This is a genomic window from Vibrio coralliilyticus ATCC BAA-450 (assembly GCF_000176135.1).
GTDB classification, from domain to species: domain Bacteria; phylum Pseudomonadota; class Gammaproteobacteria; order Enterobacterales; family Vibrionaceae; genus Vibrio; species Vibrio coralliilyticus.
In genome coordinates this window covers 734,406-756,878 of record NZ_ACZN01000015.1, presented here as the reverse complement: position 1 = coordinate 756,878, position 22,473 = coordinate 734,406, and the positions used below count along the sequence as shown (strand labels likewise).

General features: G+C 47.9%; 13 protein-coding genes and 1 pseudogene. 9 read left to right on the top strand and 5 right to left on the bottom strand.

The genetic code is table 11. The annotated features are described in order from the left end of the window. Positions 1-140 precede the first annotated feature (140 nt). The 4 genes and pseudogenes from VIC_RS10730 (at position 141) to phoU (ending at position 5,544) form a co-directional block, all read left to right on the top strand. A pseudogene (locus VIC_RS10730) lies at positions 141-2,329 on the top strand (ABC transporter permease subunit). Positions 2,330-2,355: 26 nt separating this feature from the next. Continuing rightward, positions 2,356-4,002, top strand: a complete 1,647-nt coding sequence (gene pstA, locus VIC_RS10725; protein ID WP_006959737.1) for a phosphate ABC transporter permease PstA — start codon at positions 2,356-2,358, stop codon at positions 4,000-4,002. A gap of 3 nt (positions 4,003-4,005) precedes the next feature. After that, entirely contained in the window at positions 4,006-4,824 is an 819-nt protein-coding gene (pstB, locus tag VIC_RS10720; protein ID WP_006959735.1) for a phosphate ABC transporter ATP-binding protein PstB, read from the top strand. Between the two features lie 21 nt (positions 4,825-4,845). After that, positions 4,846-5,544 (top strand): phosphate signaling complex protein PhoU, encoded by a 699-nt coding sequence (gene phoU, locus VIC_RS10715; RefSeq protein WP_019274141.1) that lies wholly within the window; start codon positions 4,846-4,848, stop codon positions 5,542-5,544. Between the two features lie 42 nt (positions 5,545-5,586). Here the strand turns inward: phoU and ppk2 are convergent, their stop codons facing one another. The 4 genes from ppk2 to VIC_RS10695 form a co-directional block, all read right to left on the bottom strand. After that, positions 5,587-6,369 carry a polyphosphate kinase 2 gene (gene ppk2, locus VIC_RS10710; protein WP_006959733.1) on the bottom strand — a complete coding sequence of 261 codons (783 nt, stop codon included), beginning with the start codon at positions 6,367-6,369 and terminating at the stop codon, positions 5,587-5,589. A 58-nt stretch (positions 6,370-6,427) separates the two neighbouring features. Continuing rightward, on the bottom strand, positions 6,428-7,177 hold the full coding sequence (locus tag VIC_RS10705; protein WP_006959732.1) for a copper homeostasis protein CutC: 750 nt from the start codon (positions 7,175-7,177) through the stop codon (positions 6,428-6,430). A gap of 144 nt (positions 7,178-7,321) precedes the next feature. Then, positions 7,322-7,627, bottom strand: a complete 306-nt coding sequence (locus VIC_RS10700) for a YebG family protein (protein ID WP_006959731.1) — start codon at positions 7,625-7,627, stop codon at positions 7,322-7,324. A gap of 194 nt (positions 7,628-7,821) precedes the next feature. Then, positions 7,822-8,451 carry a TetR/AcrR family transcriptional regulator gene (locus tag VIC_RS10695; protein ID WP_236612173.1) on the bottom strand — a complete coding sequence of 210 codons (630 nt, stop codon included), beginning with the start codon at positions 8,449-8,451 and terminating at the stop codon, positions 7,822-7,824. Positions 8,452-8,598: 147 nt separating this feature from the next. On the opposite strand from VIC_RS10695, the gene VIC_RS10690 reads away from it, so the two are divergent. Together VIC_RS10690 and VIC_RS10685 are read left to right on the top strand one after the other, a co-directional pair. After that, a complete protein-coding gene (locus VIC_RS10690) occupies positions 8,599-9,822 on the top strand; it encodes an efflux RND transporter periplasmic adaptor subunit (RefSeq protein WP_006959729.1) in 1,224 nt (407 codons plus the stop codon). 15 nt (positions 9,823-9,837) lie between these two features. Further along, entirely contained in the window at positions 9,838-13,020 is a 3,183-nt protein-coding gene (locus VIC_RS10685; protein ID WP_006959728.1) for an efflux RND transporter permease subunit, read from the top strand. Between the two features lie 55 nt (positions 13,021-13,075). Here the strand turns inward: VIC_RS10685 and VIC_RS10680 are convergent, their stop codons facing one another. Then, a complete protein-coding gene (locus tag VIC_RS10680; protein WP_006959727.1) occupies positions 13,076-13,963 on the bottom strand; it encodes a LysR substrate-binding domain-containing protein in 888 nt (295 codons plus the stop codon). 107 nt (positions 13,964-14,070) lie between these two features. Here VIC_RS10680 and VIC_RS10675 point away from each other — a divergent pair, with 107 nt between their 5' ends. From VIC_RS10675 to recB, 3 genes are all read left to right on the top strand, one after another. Beyond that, entirely contained in the window at positions 14,071-15,039 is a 969-nt protein-coding gene (locus VIC_RS10675) for a TDT family transporter (protein ID WP_039951792.1), read from the top strand. Positions 15,040-15,133: 94 nt separating this feature from the next. Then, entirely contained in the window at positions 15,134-18,595 is a 3,462-nt protein-coding gene (gene recC / locus VIC_RS10670) for an exodeoxyribonuclease V subunit gamma (RefSeq protein ID WP_006959725.1), read from the top strand. 255 nt (positions 18,596-18,850) lie between these two features. Then, complete coding sequence (gene recB / locus VIC_RS10665; RefSeq protein ID WP_006959724.1) at positions 18,851-22,471, top strand: exodeoxyribonuclease V subunit beta; 3,621 nt, start codon at positions 18,851-18,853, stop codon at positions 22,469-22,471. Positions 22,472-22,473 lie beyond the last annotated feature (2 nt).

Genomic DNA, 22,473 nt, shown 5'->3' with positions numbered 1-22,473 from the left:
CTTAGAAATTAAGGGGTTTGTATGACACTTTTATTGCATGATCTTATTGCATTATTTTCAGTTGTTTATTGCGATCTGTAATATAATTGTCACCTAATCGAAATATTATACCCATGGGCAAATGCAGGTAAGTGAGAGAAATGGCCAAAGCCGAATTTTCATTGCGAGAACGTGATCGAAAGCGACTAATCAAAGATCGTTTAGTTCGGTTAGCGGTATCGACAGGTGGTGTCGGTGTTTTGGCTGCGCTGGTTTTGATCTTCGTTTATCTGGCAATGATGGTCCTGCCTCTTTTCTCTGACGCAAAATTCACTCCAAATGTTGCTATCCAGTCTATTACCACTAAAGCGCCAGTGGCTGCTGGAATTGATGATTATGGCGAGCATGCCTATGTGGTATCTGAGGCCGGTTATGTTGATTTCTGGTCGCTGACGAGCTGGTCACAACAGCCCAGTTTATCGGTTGAACTAGGCGCTCAGTATTCACTGTACAGCTCGGGCAACCCAGCACAGGGTTGGTTGGGTGCGGCAATGGCTAACGGCCAAGTGTTATTATATCGACCTGAGATGACCAGTCTTCTGCAGGGTGAGCAGCGTATATTTTCTCCCGAAGTTGATAACTTTTCTTTAGATTTTGATTTGCAGACAGAGTCAGGCTCAGCTCTAAGGTCGTTTGCTTTTGCTGTGGATAACAATGTCACCCTAGCTGGTTATTACCAAGATAACCGTGTTCGAATTCGTTGGCGTGATGCTAATCAGCAGATTCAGAATTTCGAGTTTCCTAAGCCATTTGTTGCTCTCGACCAGTTGCTTCTTACGCCTGATGGCAACACGCTTTACCTGAGAACCGGCTCTGAAGTCGTGATTGCCAAAAAAGGTATTGAAAGCTTCGTAGTGCGCGAAGTGGTCGATTTGAGTCAGGGCGAGGGCAAACACGCGGTGACGGATATTAAACTGCTGTCAGGCGCATATTCTTTGTTGGTCAGTCATCAGGATGGGTTAGTCTCTCAATGGTTTGATGTGTTGAGTGACGGGCAAAGACACCTCACTCAGATTCGTGATTTTAAACTGGCGTCGCAGCTGCAATTCTTGCTGCCTGATACGTACCGCAAGGGTTTTTACAGCTTTTATATCAATGGCACGGTGCAGAGCCATTACACCACCAGCGAAAAACTGGTGATTTTTAAACGAGCTTACGATAAAGCGCCGCAATTGGCGGCAATGTCTAACAATGAAAAGCACCTGCTAACCCTGTCCGACTCACAGCTCAATGTGGCTTACGTTGATAATCCATTCCCGGAAATCTCTTTATCTTCGCTGTGGCAGAAAGTCTGGTATGAAAGTTATCCAAAGCCGGAATTTGTTTGGCAAACCACATCGGCGAACGATGAGTTCGAAGCCAAATTCAGCCTAGTGCCCATCGCATTTGGTACGTTAAAAGCAGCAGCATTTGCCATGATGTTTGCTGTGCCGATTGCTGTATTAGGCGCAATTTACACAGCTTATTTTATGACGCCATCCATGCGCCGAGTGGTGAAGCCTTCGATTGAACTGATGGAAGCGCTACCGACCGTGATCATTGGCTTTTTAGCCGGGCTATGGTTCGCACCGATTGTAGAGAGCCATCTGGCGGCTGTGGTGTCGCTGATGTTGTTCTTACCCATTTCAACCGTTGCCATCGGGGCGATTTGGCACAAGCTGCCACGCACCTGGAGCAGTCGGTTCCCCAATGGTTTGCATGCGCTGATTCTGATGCCTGCGATGATGTTGTTTACTGTCGTGATTTTGGGTCAGAGTGGCAATATTGAACAGTGGTTGTTTAATGGTGATGTCCGTGCGTATCTTGCCGAGCAGGGAATTGGCTTTGATCAGCGTAACGCGCTGGTGGTCGGTTTTGCAATGGGCTTTGCCGTCATTCCTACCATTTTCACCATTGCAGAAGATGCGATTTTCTCGGTGCCAAAACATCTATCAGACGGCTCTCTGGCGTTAGGTGCTACGCCTTGGCAAACCCTGATTCATGTCGTGCTACTCACCGCAAGCCCAGGTATCTTTTCTGCCATCATGATGGGGCTGGGGCGTGCCGTCGGCGAGACCATGATTGTGCTCATGGCTACAGGTAATACGCCAATCATGGATTGGAATATTCTAGAAGGTATGCGCACCCTGTCAGCCACTATCGCAGTTGAAATGCCTGAGTCTGAAGTGGGCAGCTCTCACTATCGTATTCTGTTTTGGCGGCGCTGATTTTGCTGGTGTTTACTTTCGCGGTTAACTCGCTCGCGGAATGGGTTCGTCAAAGGTTAAGGGATAAATATCGTGCGCTGTAATCGAAGTTATCCGAGGGGCATTGATCGTGTTTAAGTGGCTAAAGTCCGGTTCACCTTGGGTCTGGCTAACAGGCGGAGCAGTCAGCATTAGTTTGCTGTCAGTGCTTGGTTTGCTGCTGCTTATCGGTTGGAAAGGTTTGTCCTATTTCTGGCCTGCTCCCCTTTATCAGTGGAAAACTGAACAGGGTGACGTCTTGATTGGTCAGCTTTACGCTGAAGAATATGTGCCGATTAGCCACTTACGCGAAATGGACATTGCGCTCACTCCTGAAGTCGAGGAGAAAGGCTTAGTTCAAAGACTGAGTATTAAGATTGCCAATCGGGATATTTACCCTGCTGACTTTGTTTCTATTCTGGAAGTCGACTTACTTGAACGTTCAAAGCCTGAAGGTTGGGCGGTGATTGAACGGACCCGAGGTGGGGACTTTTACGGTCAACCGAAAGGATATTTTACTGCTGATGGCAAGGTAAGCGAGCAGGCTAAAACCGATGTTGAAAGCGCGCTGGTATTTGCCGATAAGCAACGTACTAAAATTGATCGCTTGGTAGAGAAGCAGATCAAAGTGATCAGTGCTCAGGCTGACAGGTTGCGCTTAGAGAAGAAAAGACGTGAACTGAATGGTCGCTTAGATGCTGAATTCATCAAACGTTACGACGCTCAATCGAGCATGTTTAGCCTGCAGCTCGCGGAAATGGAATCTCAGCTGGATGCACTGAGATTAGAATTAGAGCAGCAAGGCCTGATTGTCGAAGATATGAAGGGCAATCAGTACCGAATCCCACTTAGTCGGATTTTGGATGTTTGGTATCCAAACCAAATGACGATAGTTGAAAAAGTGGCTCAGTGGGCACATCAGGCATGGAAATTCTTATCCGATGATCCTAGAGAGTCGAACTCTGAAGGTGGCGTATTTCCGGCCATGTTCGGTACGGTTCTGCTGGTATTGATCATGTCGATTATCGTTATGCCATTGGGCGTGATTGCTGCTATTTATCTCCACGAATACGCGAAAAATAATGCTTTTACTCGTTTGATTCGTGTCGCGGTTATAAACCTCGCTGGTGTCCCATCAATTGTTTATGGGGTATTTGGACTCGGCTTTTTTGTCTATACCTTAGGCGGCTCAATCGATTCCCTGTTTTATGCTGAGAAATTGCCAACGCCGACATTTGGTACGCCGGGTCTCCTTTGGTCAGCGTTAACATTGGCGGTACTGACGCTCCCTGTTGTGATCGTGGCTACCGAAGAAGGTTTGACCCGCATCCCGAGCTCCGTCCGTCATGGTTCTTTGGCGCTCGGTGCAACTCAGTTTGAGACGATGTGGCGAATTGTATTACCAATGGCAAGTCCTGCGATCATTACTGGACTGATTCTGGCCGTTGCCCGTGCTGCAGGCGAGGTAGCGCCCTTGATGCTGGTGGGGGCGGTAAAATTGGCGTCTAGCTTGCCAGTTGATAGCCAATTCCCATTTTTGCATCTGGATAGAAAATTCATGCATTTAGGTTTCCACATCTATGATGTTGGTTTCCAAACCACTAATATTGAAAGTGCAAGGCCGTTGGTTTACGCGACGTCGTTCTTGCTGGTGAGTGTCATCGTCGGACTGAACCTGACGGCGATCAGTATTCGCAATAACCTACGCGAGAAATATCGAACTCTGGGGCAAGATTAAGAGATGTTTTCAGTCAATCAGACATTGGGCTATCAGGCACCATTAGACGTGAACAACCTGAGTGATGAACAGACGGCGATTGCAATCGAAGACCTAAACCTGTTCTATCAGAACACTCAGGCACTGAGCGATATCTCCATGCGCATTCCTAAAGGTCAGGTGACGGCGTTTATCGGGCCTTCAGGGTGTGGTAAGTCGACGCTCCTACGTTGCATCAACCGAATGAATGATCTGGTTGAAGGGTGCCGCGTGGAAGGGAAAGTGAAACTGCATAGCAAAAATATTTATCACCCACAGGTTGATGTGGCGACACTACGCCGCCGTGTTGGAATGGTGTTTCAGCGCCCGAACCCATTTCCAAAATCGATATATGAAAATGTGGTGTATGGCTTACGCTTGCAGGGTATTCGCAACAGTCGAGTTCTCGATGACGCTGTTGAGCGCTCTCTGCGTGCTGCGGCGTTATGGGAAGAGGTGAAAGACAGGCTGCATGAAAATGCGTTTGGTTTGTCTGGTGGTCAGCAGCAGCGTTTGGTGATTGCCCGTGCAATTGCGATTGAACCTGAAGTATTACTTCTTGATGAACCGACCTCTGCGCTGGACCCAATTTCCACTCTGACGATAGAAGAACTGATCAATGATCTTAAAACCAAATATACTGTAGTTATTGTTACTCATAACATGCAGCAGGCTGCACGGGTCAGCGATCACACGGCGTTTATCCATATGGGTAAGTTGATCGAGTACTCAGATACAGATTCAATTTTCACGTCACCATTGAAAAAGCAAACGGAAGACTACATCACAGGTAGATACGGTTAATAAGGGAGATACAGATATTTCATGAACTTTGGACGTCACATATCAGGACAGTTTAATGTCGAATTAGAATCCATCCGAACCCACGTTCTGACGATGGGAGGGCTGGTTGAGCAGCAGTTATCTTTTGCTATGCAGGCACTGCACAAAGAGGACATTGAGCTAGCGCGTAAAGTCGTGCGTGACGATCACAAAGTGAATGCGATGGAAGTCTCTATCGATGAAGCCTGCACACGAATTATTGCCAAACGTCAGCCAACGGCCAAAGACCTACGCTTGATCATGGCTATCATCAAAACCATCACCGATCTTGAACGTATTGGGGACGTGGCAACCAAAATGGCGTATGTGGCGATTGAAAGTCCGTCATCTCAAGAGCAGATGTTTCAGGTGTCCCTTGAACCACTTTGTCGTCAAGCGATAGGCATGCTGCATCAGGTTTTAGATGCATTTGCTCGTATGGATGTCGATTCGGCTGCGGAAGTGTATAAGCTGGATGATAAAATTGATGCGGAGTATGAAGCCGTTATCCGCCAGTTGATGACCTATATGATGGAAGATCCGAAGAACATTCCCCATATTCTACAGGTTATGTGGTCTGCACGCGCGATTGAGCGAGTAGGGGACCGCTGCCAAAACATCTGCGAATACATCATCTACTTTGTTAAAGGCAAAGATGTGCGCCACCTGGGTGAACAAAGCATTGATGATGCGCTGCGCTAAACACGCAGCGAAATACTGTTTCTTCTAATGGCTTAGCGAGCTTCAGTATTTTTCAGGAACAAAAGTTTGTTCTTCAATGGGAGCGCGGATGTAACCCTCTTTACTGAGCTCAGGCAGTGAGATTTCTGGATAGGTAAGTTCCTGATAATCAATTTGCTCCAGTAAGTGACTGATACAGTTTAAGCGAGCGCGCTTTTTGTCATCAGAGGGCACAACCCACCATGGGCACTGTTTGGTGTCTGTGTAGGCAAACATTTTGTCTTTGGCTGCAGAATACTCCGCCCAGCGATTGCGTGACTCCAAATCCATTGGGCTAAATTTCCAGCGTTTTACCGGTGTATTAATCCGTTCAAGGAAGCGCTTCTCCTGCTCTTCATCTGAAACTGAAAACCAATATTTGAGTAAAATAATCCCAGAACGCTGCAACATACGTTCAAATTCGGGGCATGATCGCAGAAATTCGTCATATTGTTCTTGGGTACAGAAGTTCATGACTTTTTCGACGCCTGCGCGGTTGTACCAGCTACGGTCAAATAAAACCATTTCACCAGCAGCAGGAAGGTGCGCCACATAGCGCTGGAAATACCATTGGGTCTTTTCTTTCTCGGTTGGAGCAGGTAGGGCTGCAATGCGACAGATACGAGGGTTGAGCTTTTCAGTGATACGTTTGATGACGCCGCCTTTGCCTGCCGCGTCTCGGCCTTCAAAAATCACAACGACTTTGAGACCCTCTTGCTTGACCCATTCTTGCAGCTTAACCAATTCAACTTGAAGCCGAGCCAGTTCCTTTTCGTAAAACTTTTTATCCAGTTTGCCTTTACTCATAAGACTCTCCTTTTGCTATCAAAAGGTTAGCATTTCAAAGTCAGGCGGGAGAGAAGAATTACGAAGAAGTGAGAGCTTTTACTACCTTTTCAATCGCTTGTGGATCCGTGACCGGGACAACAAGGTCATCAATATTCTGATTGCCCATTTTGGCTTGATCCGCGATGAGCTTCATTTTGCTTGGCCGTGTGGATTTACCCGATAAATGCACTTCCTGAACAGCAGATTCAGAAACGATCTTGCAGACATTTTCTGCGTTTAGGCCTGCGCCTGCCATAATTGAGAAGCGATTGTCAGCAAGCTCTACCATATGACGAAGAACATCAAGGCCTTGTTCGACGTTAGTAGCAAGTCCCGATGTAAGAACACGTTCGCAACCAAGTTCGGCAATATCTTCAATAGATCTCTGATAATCGGCGCATTGGTCAATCGCGCGATGGAAAGTGACGCCTAGATTGAGGGATTTGGCTTGGTTGATCAGACGTTTAGCGGCGTTCATATCAATATGACCATCCGCACTCAAAGTGCCAAGAACCACACCATGTAAACCAGCATCGGCAGCCGCTTCGATATCAATCAACATGCTTTTAATCTCTTCCTCGGTGTAGAGAAAGTCGCCCTGACGAGGACGAATCATGGCATACACAGGCACGGATGAGAGTTTGCCCGCTTGTTTCATCAAACCAAAGCTTGGTGTGAGGCCACCTAGTGCCAGTGATGAACAAAGTTCAATACGGCCTGCACCACCTTCAATTGCACGGTGAAGGGATTCAATGTTATCGATACAGACTTCGACAATATAACTCATCTCAATTTTCTCATGACGACTAGACGGTAGAAATAGTAACTCAGAGATGAGTAGGGAATTAGGGTAAACGTGAGGCGATTAGTTTCCCCTAAAACAAAAAACCTCAGCAATTGCTGAGGTTTTATACATTTGTTTAGCGTGATGTTATGCTGCGTCTTCTTGAGCTGAATCTTCTTCAGCGTCTTCAACCGCTTCAATTTTCTTTTTCTTTGGCGCAGGTTTACGTTTAGCTCCAAGTGCGAAAAGTACTTCTTCTTTGTTTTGTGCCAGGAACATAGCCAAGTCTTCTTGCTTGCCTTCATCTTCCAGCAACTCACTTTTACCTAGTAGCTCAAAAAGCTCATCAGCCATATCAAGCATTTTGTCATAGGCGTCAGCTTCCGCTTTAGAGGTAAAAGTCATTTTCTCTTCTCCGTTGCGTTCTACCACGTACTTGACGATTACAGCCATGGTTGGTCCTCTAACTCAAAATTAATGGAATTCATTACTGTCTGTTTATACAGTTTTTAACCAATTAAGTCCAGATAGCGAGCTCAACTCTGAGAGCTGAGCAATGTGTTTGCTGATAGTATGAGCAATTGGTTGATTATCTAAACAAACTTAGGGCAGAAAAAGCGTGAACTCTTGTGCGATTGGGAGAGTGTTCAGTCTGGCTGAATGCAGCATGAAAGCAAATTGCTCATCGCCATGTTAGCCACGGCATGGATCATTTCTTCTGAAATATCATCCACCGAGTGGACGGATAAACCGTTAAGAACAGTCGCAAGGTAGTGGCTCATTACTCTCGGGTTGGCGCCTTCGATCAATTGACCTTCTTGTTGCGCTTTTTCAAACCTTTGGTGGAGAGTCTCTCCCATCTCATTGCGGCTAGCCATCAGGGTTTGCTTGATGGTGCTGGCTTCTGAGCTGCAAGCCAGTGCGCCCTGTATCATTAGGCAGCCTTTTGGTTTTTCATCGCAGCAGTGTGCTTGAGCAGAGCCAGACAGAATACCAGTAATGACGTCGCGGATGTTTTTCTGTTCAAGCGCCTGATAGAAGAACTCGCTTTCACGTCGCTTGTACATATCAACGGCCTGCAGGAAGAGCTGTTCTTTGTTGCCGAAAGTCGCATACATGCTGGGTTTATTAATCCCCATAGCTTTCGTTAGGTCTGTGAGTGATGCACCCTCATACCCTTGATTCCAAAAAACTTTTAATGCCTCTTCTAACGCTGTCTCTTGGTCAAAACAGCGTGGTCGGCCAGAAGTTCCGCCTGTCATAAATCTATCTGTCACTTATTCCTGAACTCCCTTAAATGGTAATGCGGCTGTCATACGTTGTCTATATGCAGTAATTATTCATTTTATAAATTTATCTTGATCTAACTCAAAACTTGAGATTATTATACCGATCGGTACAAAAATAACGGTAAGGATAGCGAGATGGTAGGTAAACACCTTAGAAATCCTCTTCTACTAATCTCAATTGCAGCACCTTTGGTGTTGTCGGGATGTCAGGATTCACACGCAGAATCAGCTGCGACAGCGCCACCACCGCCTGGGGTTGAAGTGGCTCAGGTATTAATTGAAAAAGTCACTGAGTTAGATGAGTACTCAGGTCGTCTGGAGTCACCTCAGACAGTTACTGTGATGCCTCGCGTTTCGGGTTATGTCGATAAAGTTCACTTCCAAGAAGGCAGTGTGGTTGAAGCGGGAGATGTACTGTTTTCCATCGACAATCGTCTGTTCGCGGCTGAAGTGACACGCCTTAAAGCGGAGCTCAGCAGCGCTCAAACTAGCCTTAATCAGGCGATCAAAGACTATGAACGTGCTCAGCGTCTGAGCAAAACCAAAGCGATTTCTCAGGAAACTGTGGATGCCCGATTTGCGGATAAGCAGCGCAGTATTGCCAGTGTATCTGCATTAAAAGCCGCGTTAGCTCAAGCTGAGTTGGATCTGGAATTCACTCTGGTTCGCGCCCCTATCGACGGTAAAGTTTCTAACGCTGAAATCACCAAAGGTAACTATGTGACGACTGGCCAAACTGTGCTGACCTCGTTAGTTTCGACTTCTCATATGTACGCCTATTTTGATGTTGATGAGCGTAGCTACCTGAAATATCAACAGCTTAATAACCTTCTACCTGAAAATGGTGAAGCGGAAAATGTAGTGCAGATGGCGCTAGCGAATGACACCGGTTATCCGCATGTGGGTTACATCGACTTCGTTGATAACGCGATTGACGAAACTACGGGTACGATTCGAGTCCGCGCTGTGTTTGATAACGAAAAGCAAAACTTACTTCCGGGTATGTTTGCCAAGTTACGTATTGCAGGCTCAGCGAGCTACCAGGGCGTTCTGATCGATAACAAAGCGATTGGTACTGATTTGAATAACAAGTATGTATTGGTGCTTGGCGACGACAACGTAGTTCAGTATCGCGCTATCTCACTTGGTGAAGGTGTTAACGGCTTGCGTATTATCGCTTCTGGTTTGAACGCGGGCGATAAGATTGTCGTCAATGGCCTGCAGCGTGTACGTGCCAATATGCCAGTGACGCCAAATGAAGTCTCTATGGTGGATGAAAACACTCTCGCGAGCATTCGCCAGCAACAGGCGCTACTTGATCAGCAGCGCAATGAGCTTCTGACTTTGCAAGTGAACTAAGAAGGAATCATTGCAATGTTTTCTCAGTTTTTTATACGTCGGCCGATTTTCGCTTCCGTATTGTCGATATTGATTTTTATCGGCGGTGCGATCTCAGTGTGGCAGTTGCCTATCACTGAGTATCCGGAAGTGGTGCCGCCGACCGTTGTCGTGACGGCGACCTACCCGGGAGCAAACCCTAAAGTTATTGCCGATACCGTTGCCTCTCCACTCGAAGAAGAGATTAATGGTGTGGAAGACATGTTGTACATGTCTTCGCAGGCGACATCAGATGGTGTAATGACCTTAACCGTGACTTTTGCCATCGGTACCGATGTGGACAAGGCACAAACACTGGTTCAAAGCCGAGTGGATCGCGCTTTACCTCGCTTGCCAGAAACTGTGCAGCGCTTGGGTGTGGTGACAGAAAAGTCCTCACCGGATCTGACGATGGTGGTTCACCTAATTTCACCTGATGAGCGTTATGACCTGCTATACCTAGCGAACTATGCGGCACTGAATGTCAAAGATGAGTTGGCTCGTATCGAAGGTGTTGGTGCGGTTCGATTGTTTGGTGGCGGTGAGTACAGTATGCGTATCTGGCTGGACCCAAACAAAGTAGCCGCTCTCGACATGAATCCAAGCGAAGTGATTGCCGCGATTCAGGAACAAAACCAACAAGCTGCGGCAGGTAGTTTGGGTGCGCAACCAAGTGGCGACTCTGACTTCCAGCTATTGATCAATGTGAAAGGTCGTCTAAGCGAAGTTGAAGAGTTTGAAAACATCATCATCAAAGTGGGTGAAGATGGTCAGGTTAACCGACTCAGAGACGTAGCGCGTATTGAGTTAGGCGCAGAGACATATTCTCTTCGCTCAATGTTGGATAATCAGGATGCGGTTGCTATTCCTATTTTCCAAGCTTCTGGCTCTAACGCGATTCAGATTTCTGATGATGTACGAGCGAAGATGGAGGAGTTGTCGCAAACCTTCCCACAAGGTGTGAGTTACGAGATCGTTTATGACCCAACAGTGTTCGTGCGTGGCTCAATTGAAGCAGTCGTTCAGACATTGCTCGAAGCTGTCTTGCTGGTGGTACTGGTTGTCGTTCTATTCTTGCAGACTTGGCGCGCTTCGATCATTCCATTGGTAGCAGTACCTGTATCACTGGTTGGTACGTTTGCCTTTATGTATCTGATGGGGTTCTCGCTCAATGCCTTGTCCCTGTTTGGTCTGGTATTGGCGATTGGTATTGTCGTCGATGACGCCATTGTTGTCGTCGAAAACGTTGAGCGGAATATTGAAGAAGGTTTAGCACCGATTGCCGCGACTGAAAAAGCGATGCGAGAAGTAACGGGGCCAATCGTTGCAACGACCTTAGTCTTGGCGGCGGTATTTATCCCGACGGCGTTTATGTCTGGTCTAACCGGGCAATTCTATAAACAGTTCGCTTTGACGATTACTATCTCAACCTTTATTTCAGCGATTAACTCGCTGACCTTAAGTCCTGCGTTATCAGCGCTATTGCTACGTGGTCACGATCAGCCGAAAGACTGGTTAACCCGCGCTATGGACAGATTGTTTGGCCGCTTTATCTTTGCACCGTTCAATAAGCTATTTAATCGTGGTGCTATGGTATACGGCTACGCGGTGACCAAGACCATCCGTTTAGGGGCCTTGATTGGCTTGATGTATGTTGGCTTGCTTGGCTTGACAGCTTATCAGTTTGATCAGACTCCTACGGGCTACGTACCGGGGCAGGATAAGCAATATCTGGTGGCGTTTGCACAATTACCAGATGCAGCATCACTGGATCGAACTGAAGCGGTGATTCGTGAAATGTCGGAAATCGCACTGGCGCAGCCGGGGGTCGAACACTCTGTAGCTTTCCCAGGACTGAGCATCAATGGCTTCACCAATAGCCCGAATAGCGGCATTGTGTTTACACCATTGGCCGACTTTGATGAGCGTCAAGATCCAAGCTTGAGTGCCAACGCGATTGCGATGCAGCTTAACCAGAAGTTCGCTTCGATTCCAGATGCCTTTATCGCTATTTTCCCACCACCGCCTGTACAGGGGCTGGGTACTATTGGTGGCTTCCGTCTCCAAATTCAGGACAGAGCAAACCATGGCTATGAAGCTTTGTATGGTGTCACTCAACAAGTGATCATGAAAGCTTGGGCGCATCCAGCATTGACTGGCGTATTCTCAAGCTATCAGGTTAATGTGCCTCAGCTTGATCTGGACGTCGATCGTACCAAAGCACTCAAGCAGGATCTGTCTCTTGACGATGTGTTCTCTACACTTCAATCCTACATGGGTAGTACCTATGTCAACGACATCAACCGTTTTGGCCGAACTTATCAGGTCAATGTTCAGGCTGATGAAGAGTTCCGTCAGACACCAGAGCAAATCCGTCAGCTTAAGGTTCGCAATGCCGATGGCGATATGATTCCTCTGGGGGCTTTTGTTGATGTTAACTACAGCGCAGGCCCAGATCGTGTGATGCATTACAACGCGTATACGACGGCTGAAGTGAACGGTAGCCCAATGCCAGGCTTTAGCTCAGGTGAGGCGCAGGCAGCGATTGAGCAGATCCTTGCTGAGACTTTACCTATTGGCATGACGTATGAGTGGACAGAGCTGACCTACCAGCAGAAGTTGGCTGGTGATACTGCTACGCTGATTTACCCTCTGGTAATCTTGTTGGTGTTTCTTGTGCTGGCGGCTCAATATGAAAGTGTTCGTTTACCTATGGCGATCATATTGATTATCCCGATGACATTATTGTCGGCGATCAGTGGTGTGATCATGTGGGGTAGCGATAACAACATCTTTACCCAGATTGGTCTGATTGTACTGGTTGGTCTGGCGACGAAGAACGCTATCCTGATCGTTGAATTTGCTAAGGAGTTGCAGGACAAAGGTCGTACTGTCATGGAGGCGGTTCTAGAGGCATCGCGTCTGCGTTTACGCCCGATTCTGATGACATCGATCGCTTTCATTATGGGGGTCGTACCTATGGTGTTCTCTACCGGTGCGGGTGCTGAAATGCGACAAGCCATGGGGATCGCAGTGTTCTCTGGCATGATTGGTGTCACGGTATTTGGTCTGTTACTCACGCCACTGTTCTATTACGTGCTGGCAAAACGTAGCCCAGCTAAGCAGAAGCAAGAGGAACAAAAATTGGCGCTTGAGCCTGCAAATGAATCCACTGTCTGATCTCTCTGATTTGAGTGATTAGAAGGGCAGCCCTGGTGATTGGGGCTGCCTTTTTTTATTGCCAGTTATGACAGAAGTCGATGAAGGATTTGAGTAGCGGGCTTTGATACTTTTCTTTGTGTACCAGCAACCAGAAGCGCCTTTTCATATCCAGCGGTAACGTCAGTTCGACCACTCGACCACTACGAATCGCGGGTTCCGCCGACAAGCGCGATAAACAGCCCAGGCCGAGGCCAGCAGAAACGCTGTTGATCAGTGCTTCAGTGGTGTTGAGCTGAAACGCTTCTTGCCAGTGTTCAAGGCGTGGTGCAATCACGCGTAAGAAAAACTCCCGTGAACCCGAACCGGGCTCGCGCAGAATCCATTCGCTGTTTTCCAGCTCTCCGATTGGGTGTTGAGGAGATTTAGCAAAGGGAGAATCTGGCGCACAAATGACACACATTTCATCTTGACCAAACTGAGTGGAAATTAGTTGAGGATGTAAGGTTTTGCCTTCTATTAATGCCAGATCCAGCTCATAGTCGACCAGTTTTTCGCAGATCAAAGCAGAGTTTGAAATAAATAAGCTCTGCGATTTGTGGCCTGTCTGCTGGCGAAATTGGTTGAGCATATAAGGGGCGACTTGATTACCAATCGTATCACTGGCGCCAATTCTGAGCAGCCCGCTTAGGGTTTGGTCACCGTCAAACAGCTGGTCGATATCCTGAGCGCGATGCAATAGCTCGTCTGCCAGTGGCAGTAGTTTTTGCCCCTCCTGATTGAGAACAAGGCGATTATTGACCCGATCAAATAATGAGTGACCGAGCTGTTTCTCCAGTTCTGATAACGCCATACTGACGGCGGCTTTGGATAAAAACAGCGCTTCCGAGGCGGCAGTCAATGTGTCGTGCTGAGTAATGGCAATGAACACTTTCAACTGTTTAAGGGAGATATTGGCAGCCATAATAATAACGTTAAACTATTCTGAACGAGTGTTTTAAATAATTAGATATATTCGAACATTTAGCAAGCGTATTATTGTCTCTGTAGAAGAAAGAATGTGAGGCAATGATGATTCAAGCGACAAAAGCAAAAGTGATGGGTGCACCGACACCTATGGCAGGATTAGCGCTAGGGATTGCCAGTTTAGGTTGGTGCTGGGAGAACTTTGCGCCTTTAAATGGTTATGGCCAGTTGGGCGGGGCAGCGATAGCAAGTGTGTTACTCGTGGTTCTGGCGGTCAAATTTCTGTTTCATAGACATCTGCTGAATCAGGACTTGGCGCATCCTGTTGTTGGTAGTGTCGTCCCTACATTCGCTATGGGCACTATGGTGGTGTCGAATTCACTCGGCCATTTTTCCCCAGTGATGGGTGATGTGCTTTGGCTAGGAGCGGTTGGCCTGCATATTGTTTTCCTTGTCAGCTTTATCTACCACCGAATTCAGGAGTTTGAACTGCATCACATGGTGCCAAGCTGGTTTGTACCACCTGTGGGCATTATTGTCGCGGATGTTTCGTTTTCGGGGAACCCTGACTTGGCTGTGATTGCGCATGGTGCATTGATATTCGGCATGTTGGCGTATTCTGTGATGCTACCAATGATGATTTATCGCTTTATGTTTACCCATCAGGTGCCTGATGCAGCCAAGCCAACCTTAGCCATTATGGCTGCACCCGCGAGCTTATCGCTGGCAGGATACCTGACAGTTTCAGCACAGCCATCGCCTGTGATTGTTGGTTTGTTGTTTGGCATTGGTGTATTGATGACAGCGATTATCTACCTCGCATTTTTCAGATTGCTGAGGTTACCATTTAGCCCTGGTTATGCCGCGTTTACTTTCCCGATGGTTATAGGCTCAACTGCGTTATTTAAGCTAGCAGGGTGGATGCAGCAGACAGGTATTGACGCTCGGTATGTTGAGCAGGTGCATACTCTAGCGAGTCTGGAGCTGTTAGTGGCGACTGGAGTTGTAGGGTATGTAGCATGGCGTTACTTCAGCTTCTATCAGCCTCATAAGGTCATAGTGCGTAATGCGTAACCTTTTGATGCACTGACAAGCGTATAATTATCAAGAAAGCTATGCACTTATGCTAATCTCAACCCAATTGCGGCAAGAATAGTGTGAGTGCATTTTGTTTACTGTCTACCATTCCAACCAAGTTGACGTTTTAAAATCCTTACTCGTCGAGTTGGTTCGGCTCAATCCATTAGAAAACCCATTCGAACAAGAGCAAATTCTGGTTCAGAGTCCGGGTATGTCGCAATGGCTGAAAATGGAGCTCGCTAAAGAGTTTGGTGTTGCCGCAAACATTGAATTCCCGCTGCCTGCCACCTTCATCTGGAATATGTTCACTCAGGTGTTGCCTGATGTGCCACAGCGAAGCGCCTTCAACAAAGAAGCCATGACCTGGAAGTTAATGTTTATTCTTCCCAGCCTTCTTGAACAGGTGGAGTTTGAGGCACTTAAGCGCTACCTAGTGGATGACGATGATCAGAGTAAGCTCTATCAACTTGCCGAAAAAATCGCTGATATTTTCGACGGCTATCTGGTTTATCGCCCTGAGTGGATTGCCAGTTGGGAAGCAGGCCAAGTTGTAGCTGAGTTGGAAGAAGAACATAGCTGGCAGCCTATTCTGTGGCAGGCACTGTACGATCACACTATTGAGCTAGGGCAGTCGCCCTATCATCGTGCCAACCTTTACGAACACTTCATCGATACGCTGGAAAACTACAGCGGTAAGTTTGATCATCTGCCGAAGCGATTGTTTGTGTTTGGCATCACTTCGCTACCTCCTCGCTACATGGATGCGCTGAAAGCCATCGGTGAGCATATTGATGTCCATCTGATGTTTACTAACCCCTGTCGTTACTACTGGGGCGAGGTACGCGATCGTAAATACCTCGCGCGCTTGGCTGCTCGGCATCGACAACATCTGGTATGGAAGCAAGACCATTCCGAGCTCGAAGGTGAAACACAGCAGCTGAAAGGCGATATTGAGCAAAACCTTGATGACGAACTGCACACCAATGTGGTGGGCAACAGCTTACTCGCGTCAATGGGCAAGTTGGGCAGGGACAACATGTATTTACTGTCTCAACTGGAGTCTCATGAAATTGAAGCTTTCGTTGATATTGAGCGTGACTCTCTGTTACACCATTTACAGGCCGATATCCTTAATCTTGAAGAGCATCAGGATGACAATACCCTCGATGACAGCCATCACAAGCAAGTGATTGATGAGTGGGATCGCTCGGTCTCATTGCATGCTTGCCACAGTCCAATGCGTGAAGTGGAAGTACTGCATGATCAGTTGCTGGCGATGTTTGATGCCGATCCAAGCCTAAAACCACGCGATATCATTGTTATGGTGGCGGATATTAATGCCTACAGTCCGGCCATTCAGGCGGTGTTTGGTAATGCGCCGGGTGAACGATTTATCCCTTATTCCATCTCCGACCGAACGGCTGATCAGGAAAGCCCGATCTTGCATGCGTTTATGCAGGTTGTGAACTTGCCAAATACTCGCTGCCTTGCTTCTGAGTTACTCGAATTGCTCGAAACGCCTGCTATTTTGGCGCGATTTGGTTTGAATGAAGATGAATTCATTCAAGCGAAACAATGGGTCGAAGAGTCGGGCATTCGCTGGGGGCTCAATCACCATACTGGAGAAGAATTTGATTTGCCCGAAACCTCGCAAAACACTTGGCAATTTGGCATTCAGCGCATGTTGCTCGGTTACGCTATGCCTGAATCTGCTGGGTTGCTGGAAACCGAAAGCGGGCTGTTGTCCCCCTATAATCAGGTCCAGGGGATGGGAGCAGAGTTAGCGGGGAAACTGGCTCATTTCATCGAAACCGTCAGCCATTACCGTAGCCAATTGGCTCAGACTCAGTCCATTGAACACTGGCGTGAAACCTTGACGGTTGCGCTGGATGACTTCTTTAGCGTCGATCTGGAAGGAGAAGCGGCGCTTAAGTCTATTCGGGATACGTTGACGTCATTGAAAGATCAACTTCAAGAAGCGGCGTATGAGCAGGATCTGACGCCAAATATTGTCTCTCAATACTTGCACAACAAACTCTCCGGAACCCGAGTCAGTCAGCGCTTCTTAGCAGGCCAAGTGAATTTCTGTACTCTGATGCCAATGCGCTCGATCCCATTCCGCACTGTCTGCCTGCTTGGAATGAACGATGGGATTTATCCGCGAACGGTTCCGCCTGAAGGGTTTGATTTGATGAATGGCCGGGCGAAGCCCGGCGACCGCTCTCGTCGGGATGATGACCGATATCTATTTTTGGAAGCCTTGTTGTCAGCGCAACACACGCTCTATATCAGCTATGTGGGTCGCTCGATTCAGGACAATACGGAGCGCGTACCGTCAGTATTGGTGTCTGAGTTGATGGAATATTGCCAACAAAACTACTGTCTGGCAGGAGATGAAGCGTTAGCAGTGGACGAATCGGGTCAACGCCTGTTGAACTGTATTAGTGCCAGTCACTCTATGGTGCCGTTTAGCCCGAGTGCTTTTGTTGAACATAATGCCAGTTACGCTAAAGAGTGGTTGCCTGCGGCGAATCGACAAGGACAGGTTGGTGGCCAGTTCAATCGCCAGTTAAGTGATTACCTATTGGATGCAGTCTATCCGCTTGAGCTGGATTTGGTTGAGTTACAACGCTTCTGGCGTTTACCTGTGCAGTATTTCTTCAATCGCCGTCTCAAGGTGGTGTTTGAGCCTCCGTTACCTGTAATGGAAGATGATGAGCCATTCGTTCTCAATGGCTTAGAAAGCTACCAAATGCGCGATAGCCTGTTGGAATTATTGCTTGAACATCAGCTCAGTGGTGCAGGAGATCAGCAAGCTATCATTAACGATTTCATCGCACATCAACGTGCTCAAGGTAAGCTACCAGTAGGCGCATTTGGTGATATCGAATTTGAAACCAATCGAGTACAGGCTGAAGAGCTGGTAGAAAAGCTCACTTGGTTATGTGGCTCACCGAGCGACGATCTTGAAGTGAAACTGACCTTTGATGTGCTGGGAGAAGGAAAGCCTGTTCAGCTGACAGGTTGGCTAACTCAAAGCTATCAATCGGGCTTAGTTCGTTTTCGCAGTGGGCGAATACGTGCTCAGGATTATCTTGCTGTCTGGATCGATCATTTGGCTATGAACGCGATGGGGCATCAGCAATGCTCGCATATGGTGGGTTATGACCGCAAAGAAGGAGCCGTGCACCTCACGTTTCCGCCTCTCGAGAGTGCGGCTGCTGCTCACTCGACGCTGGGAGAGTTGGTTCGCTTGTTCTATCAGGGAATGACAACGCCTTTAACGTACTTCCCGAATACCGCTTTAGCTTGTGTAGAAGCGGGCTTTAGCCGTGGTAATTGGGCTGATGATGAAGAAAAGTCACTCAAGAAAATGGCAGACACATTTAACGATGGTTACCTTAGTCATGGGGAAGGCGCGAACGCTTACATTGCTCGTATCTGGCCTGAATGGAGCGATGAGTTGGCGATGCAAGTCAGGACGTTGACGGCATTAGTGTTACAAGCGCCGAGACTGGCAGTGAAAGATAATCAAGAGATAGAGAAGTAGGTGGCCGCCAGGAAATCATTATTGGTGTAGGGCGTTTTCTGTACGGCCACAGGTCAGAGGGACCATGATTCGGTTGCTTAGCGTCAGGTATTGCCTGCGTAAGTCGTGCAGCGAATACTATCGGTAAGACTCGCCGCTTGCCGTGAGAGAGGTCTCATAAAATCCTATCTTGAATGGGATTTTTATTGATAAATATCATTTTAAAGTCTGGATCACATTTGGATCTGGAATAAATGCATCAAGGGCACGAATTTTATGACATCCACGTCAATGGTAACGTCACTGGATACCATGACTTTTCCGCTTCATGGCGCGCGTTTAATTGAGGCGTCAGCCGGAACCGGAAAAACCTTCACTATTGCTGGCCTGTACCTCAGGTTGTTGCTTGGTCATGGCTGTGCGGAAAGTAAACACCAGCAGCCGCTAACGGTGGACCAAATTCTGGTGGTGACCTTTACTGAGGCTGCGACCGCCGAACTGAGAGACCGGATTCGAGCCCGAATTCATGATGCGCGGCTGGCCTTTTCTCGTGGTCAAAGCGGTGATCCCGTGATTCAACCTTTGCTTGAAGCCATTGACGATCATTCTCAAGCGGCTGAAATTCTCCTTCAAGCGGAAAGGCAGATGGACGAAGCGGCGGTCTATACGATTCACGGTTTTTGTCAGCGCATGTTGACTCAAAATGCGTTTGAATCCGGTAGTCGCTTTAATAACGAATTCATTACTGATGAGAGTCACCTTAAAGCTCAGGTTGTGGCAGACTACTGGCGACGTAATTTCTACCCACTACCGCTTAATCTCGCCGGTGAAGTGCGCCGAATTTGGGGGGCGCCTGCCGAACTGTTGAAAAAGATCAGCCCTTATTTAACCGGGGCACCTTTGCAGCTCTCAGTGCCAGCAATGCAAGGCAGTATGGCTGACCTGTATAGCCAAAACCTCAAACAGATTGATGAACTCAAAACAATTTGGCGCGAAGGGCAACAAGACTACCTTGCTCTAATCAGCGACTCGGATGTCAACAAGCGTAGCTACACCAAGAAATCATTGCCTGCTTGGCTTGAAGCGGTGGACATGTGGGCAGCGAGTGAAACCACGGGCTATGAGTACCCGGATAAACTAGAAAAGTTTGCGCAGAATATCCTGCAAGAGAAGACCCCTAAAGGGCAAGCGCCAAGCCATCCCGCTTTTGTTGCTATCGAGCAGTTTCTCGCCAAACCTATTAGTCTTGAAGCACCACTGCTGGCACACGCCATAGAACAGTGCCGCGAGATGTTGGCGAAGGCCAAGCAGCAGAAACAGTGGCTGTCGTTTGATGATCTGCTGACTCAGTTGTCCGCAGCGATTGATGAAGATGATAGTGAGCTGCTTACGCAGCGAATCCGCTCTCTCTATCCGGTCGCCATGATCGATGAATTTCAGGATACCGACCCGCTTCAATACAGCATATTCAGCCGTATCTATCTTGAGCACCCTCAGTGCGGTTTGTTCATGATTGGTGATCCCAAACAGGCGATTTACGGTTTTCGTGGTGCGGATATATTTACCTACATCAAGGCACGTAATCAGGTCTCCTCTCACTTCACTCTTGGCACCAACTGGCGGTCGAGCTCAGACATGGTCGCGGCGGTGAACCAGGTGTTCGAAACGCCGAGCAGCCCGTTTGTTTATGACGATGACATTCCGTTTATTCCGGTTAAATCGAGCCCGAATGCAGACAAACGCCAGTGGATGATAGATGGACAGCGCCAACCGGCAATGACTTACTGGTTACAAGAAGCTGAAGAGAAGCCATTGGCGAAAGGTGAATATCATCAAGCCATGGCGCAGGCCTGTGCCGATGAAATCCATCGTATTTTGTCGGCGGCTCAGAGCGAGCGTGCGTTTTTTGATGATGGAAAGTCTCAACACGCAATTCAGGCCGGAGACATTGCTGTGTTGGTTCGAACCGGCAGTGAAGGTCGAATGATCAAACAGGCCTTGGCAGAGCAGGGGATTGCCAGCGTGTATCTGTCTAACCGAGATAGTGTATTTGTCTCACAGGTGGCAGAAGACTTACAACGATTACTCCAAGCGGTGCTCACTCCGGAAAATGATCGTGCTTTAAGAGCCAGCCTTGCTTCTGAGCTGTTTGCTCTTGATGCCGGAACCCTCGACAAACTCAATAATGATGAAAATGAATGGGAAAATGCCATCAATGAGTTTAAGGAGTATCGCCGCTTATGGAGTCAACGTGGCGTATTGCCGATGCTGCGTAGCGTGATGAGTAAAAGACACATCGCAGAACGATTGCTTGAAGAAGATAATGGCGAGCGATCTCTGACGGACTTTATGCACATAGGAGAGCTGCTTCAGCAAGCCAGCCAAGAGCTCGACAGTGACCACGGTTTGCTGCGCTGGTTAGCTCAGGCCATTAGTGATGCCCGCAATGGTCTCGGGGGAAGTGAGGAGCAGATCCAGCGTTTGGAATCGGAGCGCAATTTGGTGCAGATCGTCACCATCCACAAATCAAAAGGGTTGGAATACGATCTGGTGTTTTTGCCGTTTGTGTTCAGCTATCGAGAGGCGAGTGAAGCCAAGTATTACGATAGTGCTTCAGACAAAACCATTCTGGATATCACCAAACAGGACGCCTCATTACAGCAAGCTGACAAGGAGAGGCTGGCGGAAGATCTGCGCTTGATCTACGTGGCGCTCACTCGCGCGGTTTATGGCTGCTTTGTCGGTGCGGCGCCGCTACGTAATGGTCGCTCGACGAAAGAGCCTACTGGCGTGCACCACAGTGCGATGGGGTACTTATTACAAAATGGTGAGCCAGGTGGCATCGCCGATTTAACCGCTGCGTTGCAACAGCACGCTCAGGAGCTGAGTTGTGTCCAGTTGGCGGATTTACCAGAGAGTGTGAATGAAAAGCTCGTTACTCGCGAAGCAGAGAAGCAAGCGCTGCATGCCAATGAATTGCAAAATGAAATCGATCGTAACTGGCGCATCACCAGTTATTCCGGTCTGGTTAAGCAGGGAGCCAGCCACCATTTTGACGATGCTGTGACGGACATATTGTTATTGGATGTCGACTCTTCTGATGAACAGCAGGAGGAAGAGCAGCTTGAGCCTGAGAAAAATATTTTTACTTTCCCGAAAGGCGCCAGACCAGGAACCTTCCTTCACACCTTATTTGAAGAGGTTGAGTTTACCGAATCTGCAACCTCAGACAGCAATAGCGAAATCATTGTTAATTTGATGGAAAGTGAGCAGCTTGACCCTGCTTGGTTGCCGATACTTCAACAACTCGTCGATACTGTATTGGCAACGCCGTTAGATGGTAAGCAACTGAAACTCAATCAAAAACAGCCTGCCCAACGTTTAGTTGAAATGGAGTTCTTGTTGCCGATTGAAATACTGACTGCACCCGCATTGAATCGCGTCATTCAGCGTCACGACCCTCTGTCTGCCAAAGCAGGCGATCTGGGCTTTCATTCCACACAGGGTATGCTGAAAGGTTTTATTGACTTGGTGTTTGAACATCAGGGCAAGTATTACGTACTTGACTGGAAATCCAATTACCTTGGAGATAATGTCGCTGACTATCATGGCGAGGCCCTGAAAACGGCCATGGTGGATCACCGCTATGATCTCCAATATCAAATCTATGCGCTGGCTTTACACCGATTCCTGCGAACTCGCGTACCAAATTACGATTACCAGACTCACTTCGGCGGAGTCTATTACCTGTTTTTGCGCGGTATGGACGGAGCAAGTGAACACGGCATTTTCTCTGCACGGCCGACACTTGAGTTTCTCGAAGACATGGACAGTCTGATTGATGGCCGTCCTATCGAACCGAAACAGTCCAGCTCTGGTCAGATGGAGTTACTCTAATC

Excerpts from the sequence above, each read along its gene's own strand:
- pstB (WP_006959735.1), top strand. The coding sequence starts at position 4,006 with ATGTTTTCAGTCAATCAGACATTGGGCTATCAGGCACCATTAGACGTG.
- phoU (WP_019274141.1), top strand. The coding sequence starts at position 4,846 with ATGAACTTTGGACGTCACATATCAGGACAGTTTAATGTCGAATTAGAA.
- ppk2 (WP_006959733.1), bottom strand. The coding sequence starts at position 6,369 with ATGAGTAAAGGCAAACTGGATAAAAAGTTTTACGAAAAGGAACTGGCT.
- VIC_RS10705 (WP_006959732.1), bottom strand. The coding sequence starts at position 7,177 with ATGAGTTATATTGTCGAAGTCTGTATCGATAACATTGAATCCCTTCAC.
- VIC_RS10700 (WP_006959731.1), bottom strand. The coding sequence starts at position 7,627 with ATGGCTGTAATCGTCAAGTACGTGGTAGAACGCAACGGAGAAGAGAAA.
- VIC_RS10690 (WP_006959729.1), top strand. The coding sequence starts at position 8,599 with ATGGTAGGTAAACACCTTAGAAATCCTCTTCTACTAATCTCAATTGCA.
- VIC_RS10685 (WP_006959728.1), top strand. The coding sequence starts at position 9,838 with ATGTTTTCTCAGTTTTTTATACGTCGGCCGATTTTCGCTTCCGTATTG.
- VIC_RS10680 (WP_006959727.1), bottom strand. The coding sequence starts at position 13,963 with ATGGCTGCCAATATCTCCCTTAAACAGTTGAAAGTGTTCATTGCCATT.
- VIC_RS10675 (WP_039951792.1), top strand. The coding sequence starts at position 14,071 with ATGATTCAAGCGACAAAAGCAAAAGTGATGGGTGCACCGACACCTATG.
- recB (WP_006959724.1), top strand. The coding sequence starts at position 18,851 with ATGACATCCACGTCAATGGTAACGTCACTGGATACCATGACTTTTCCG.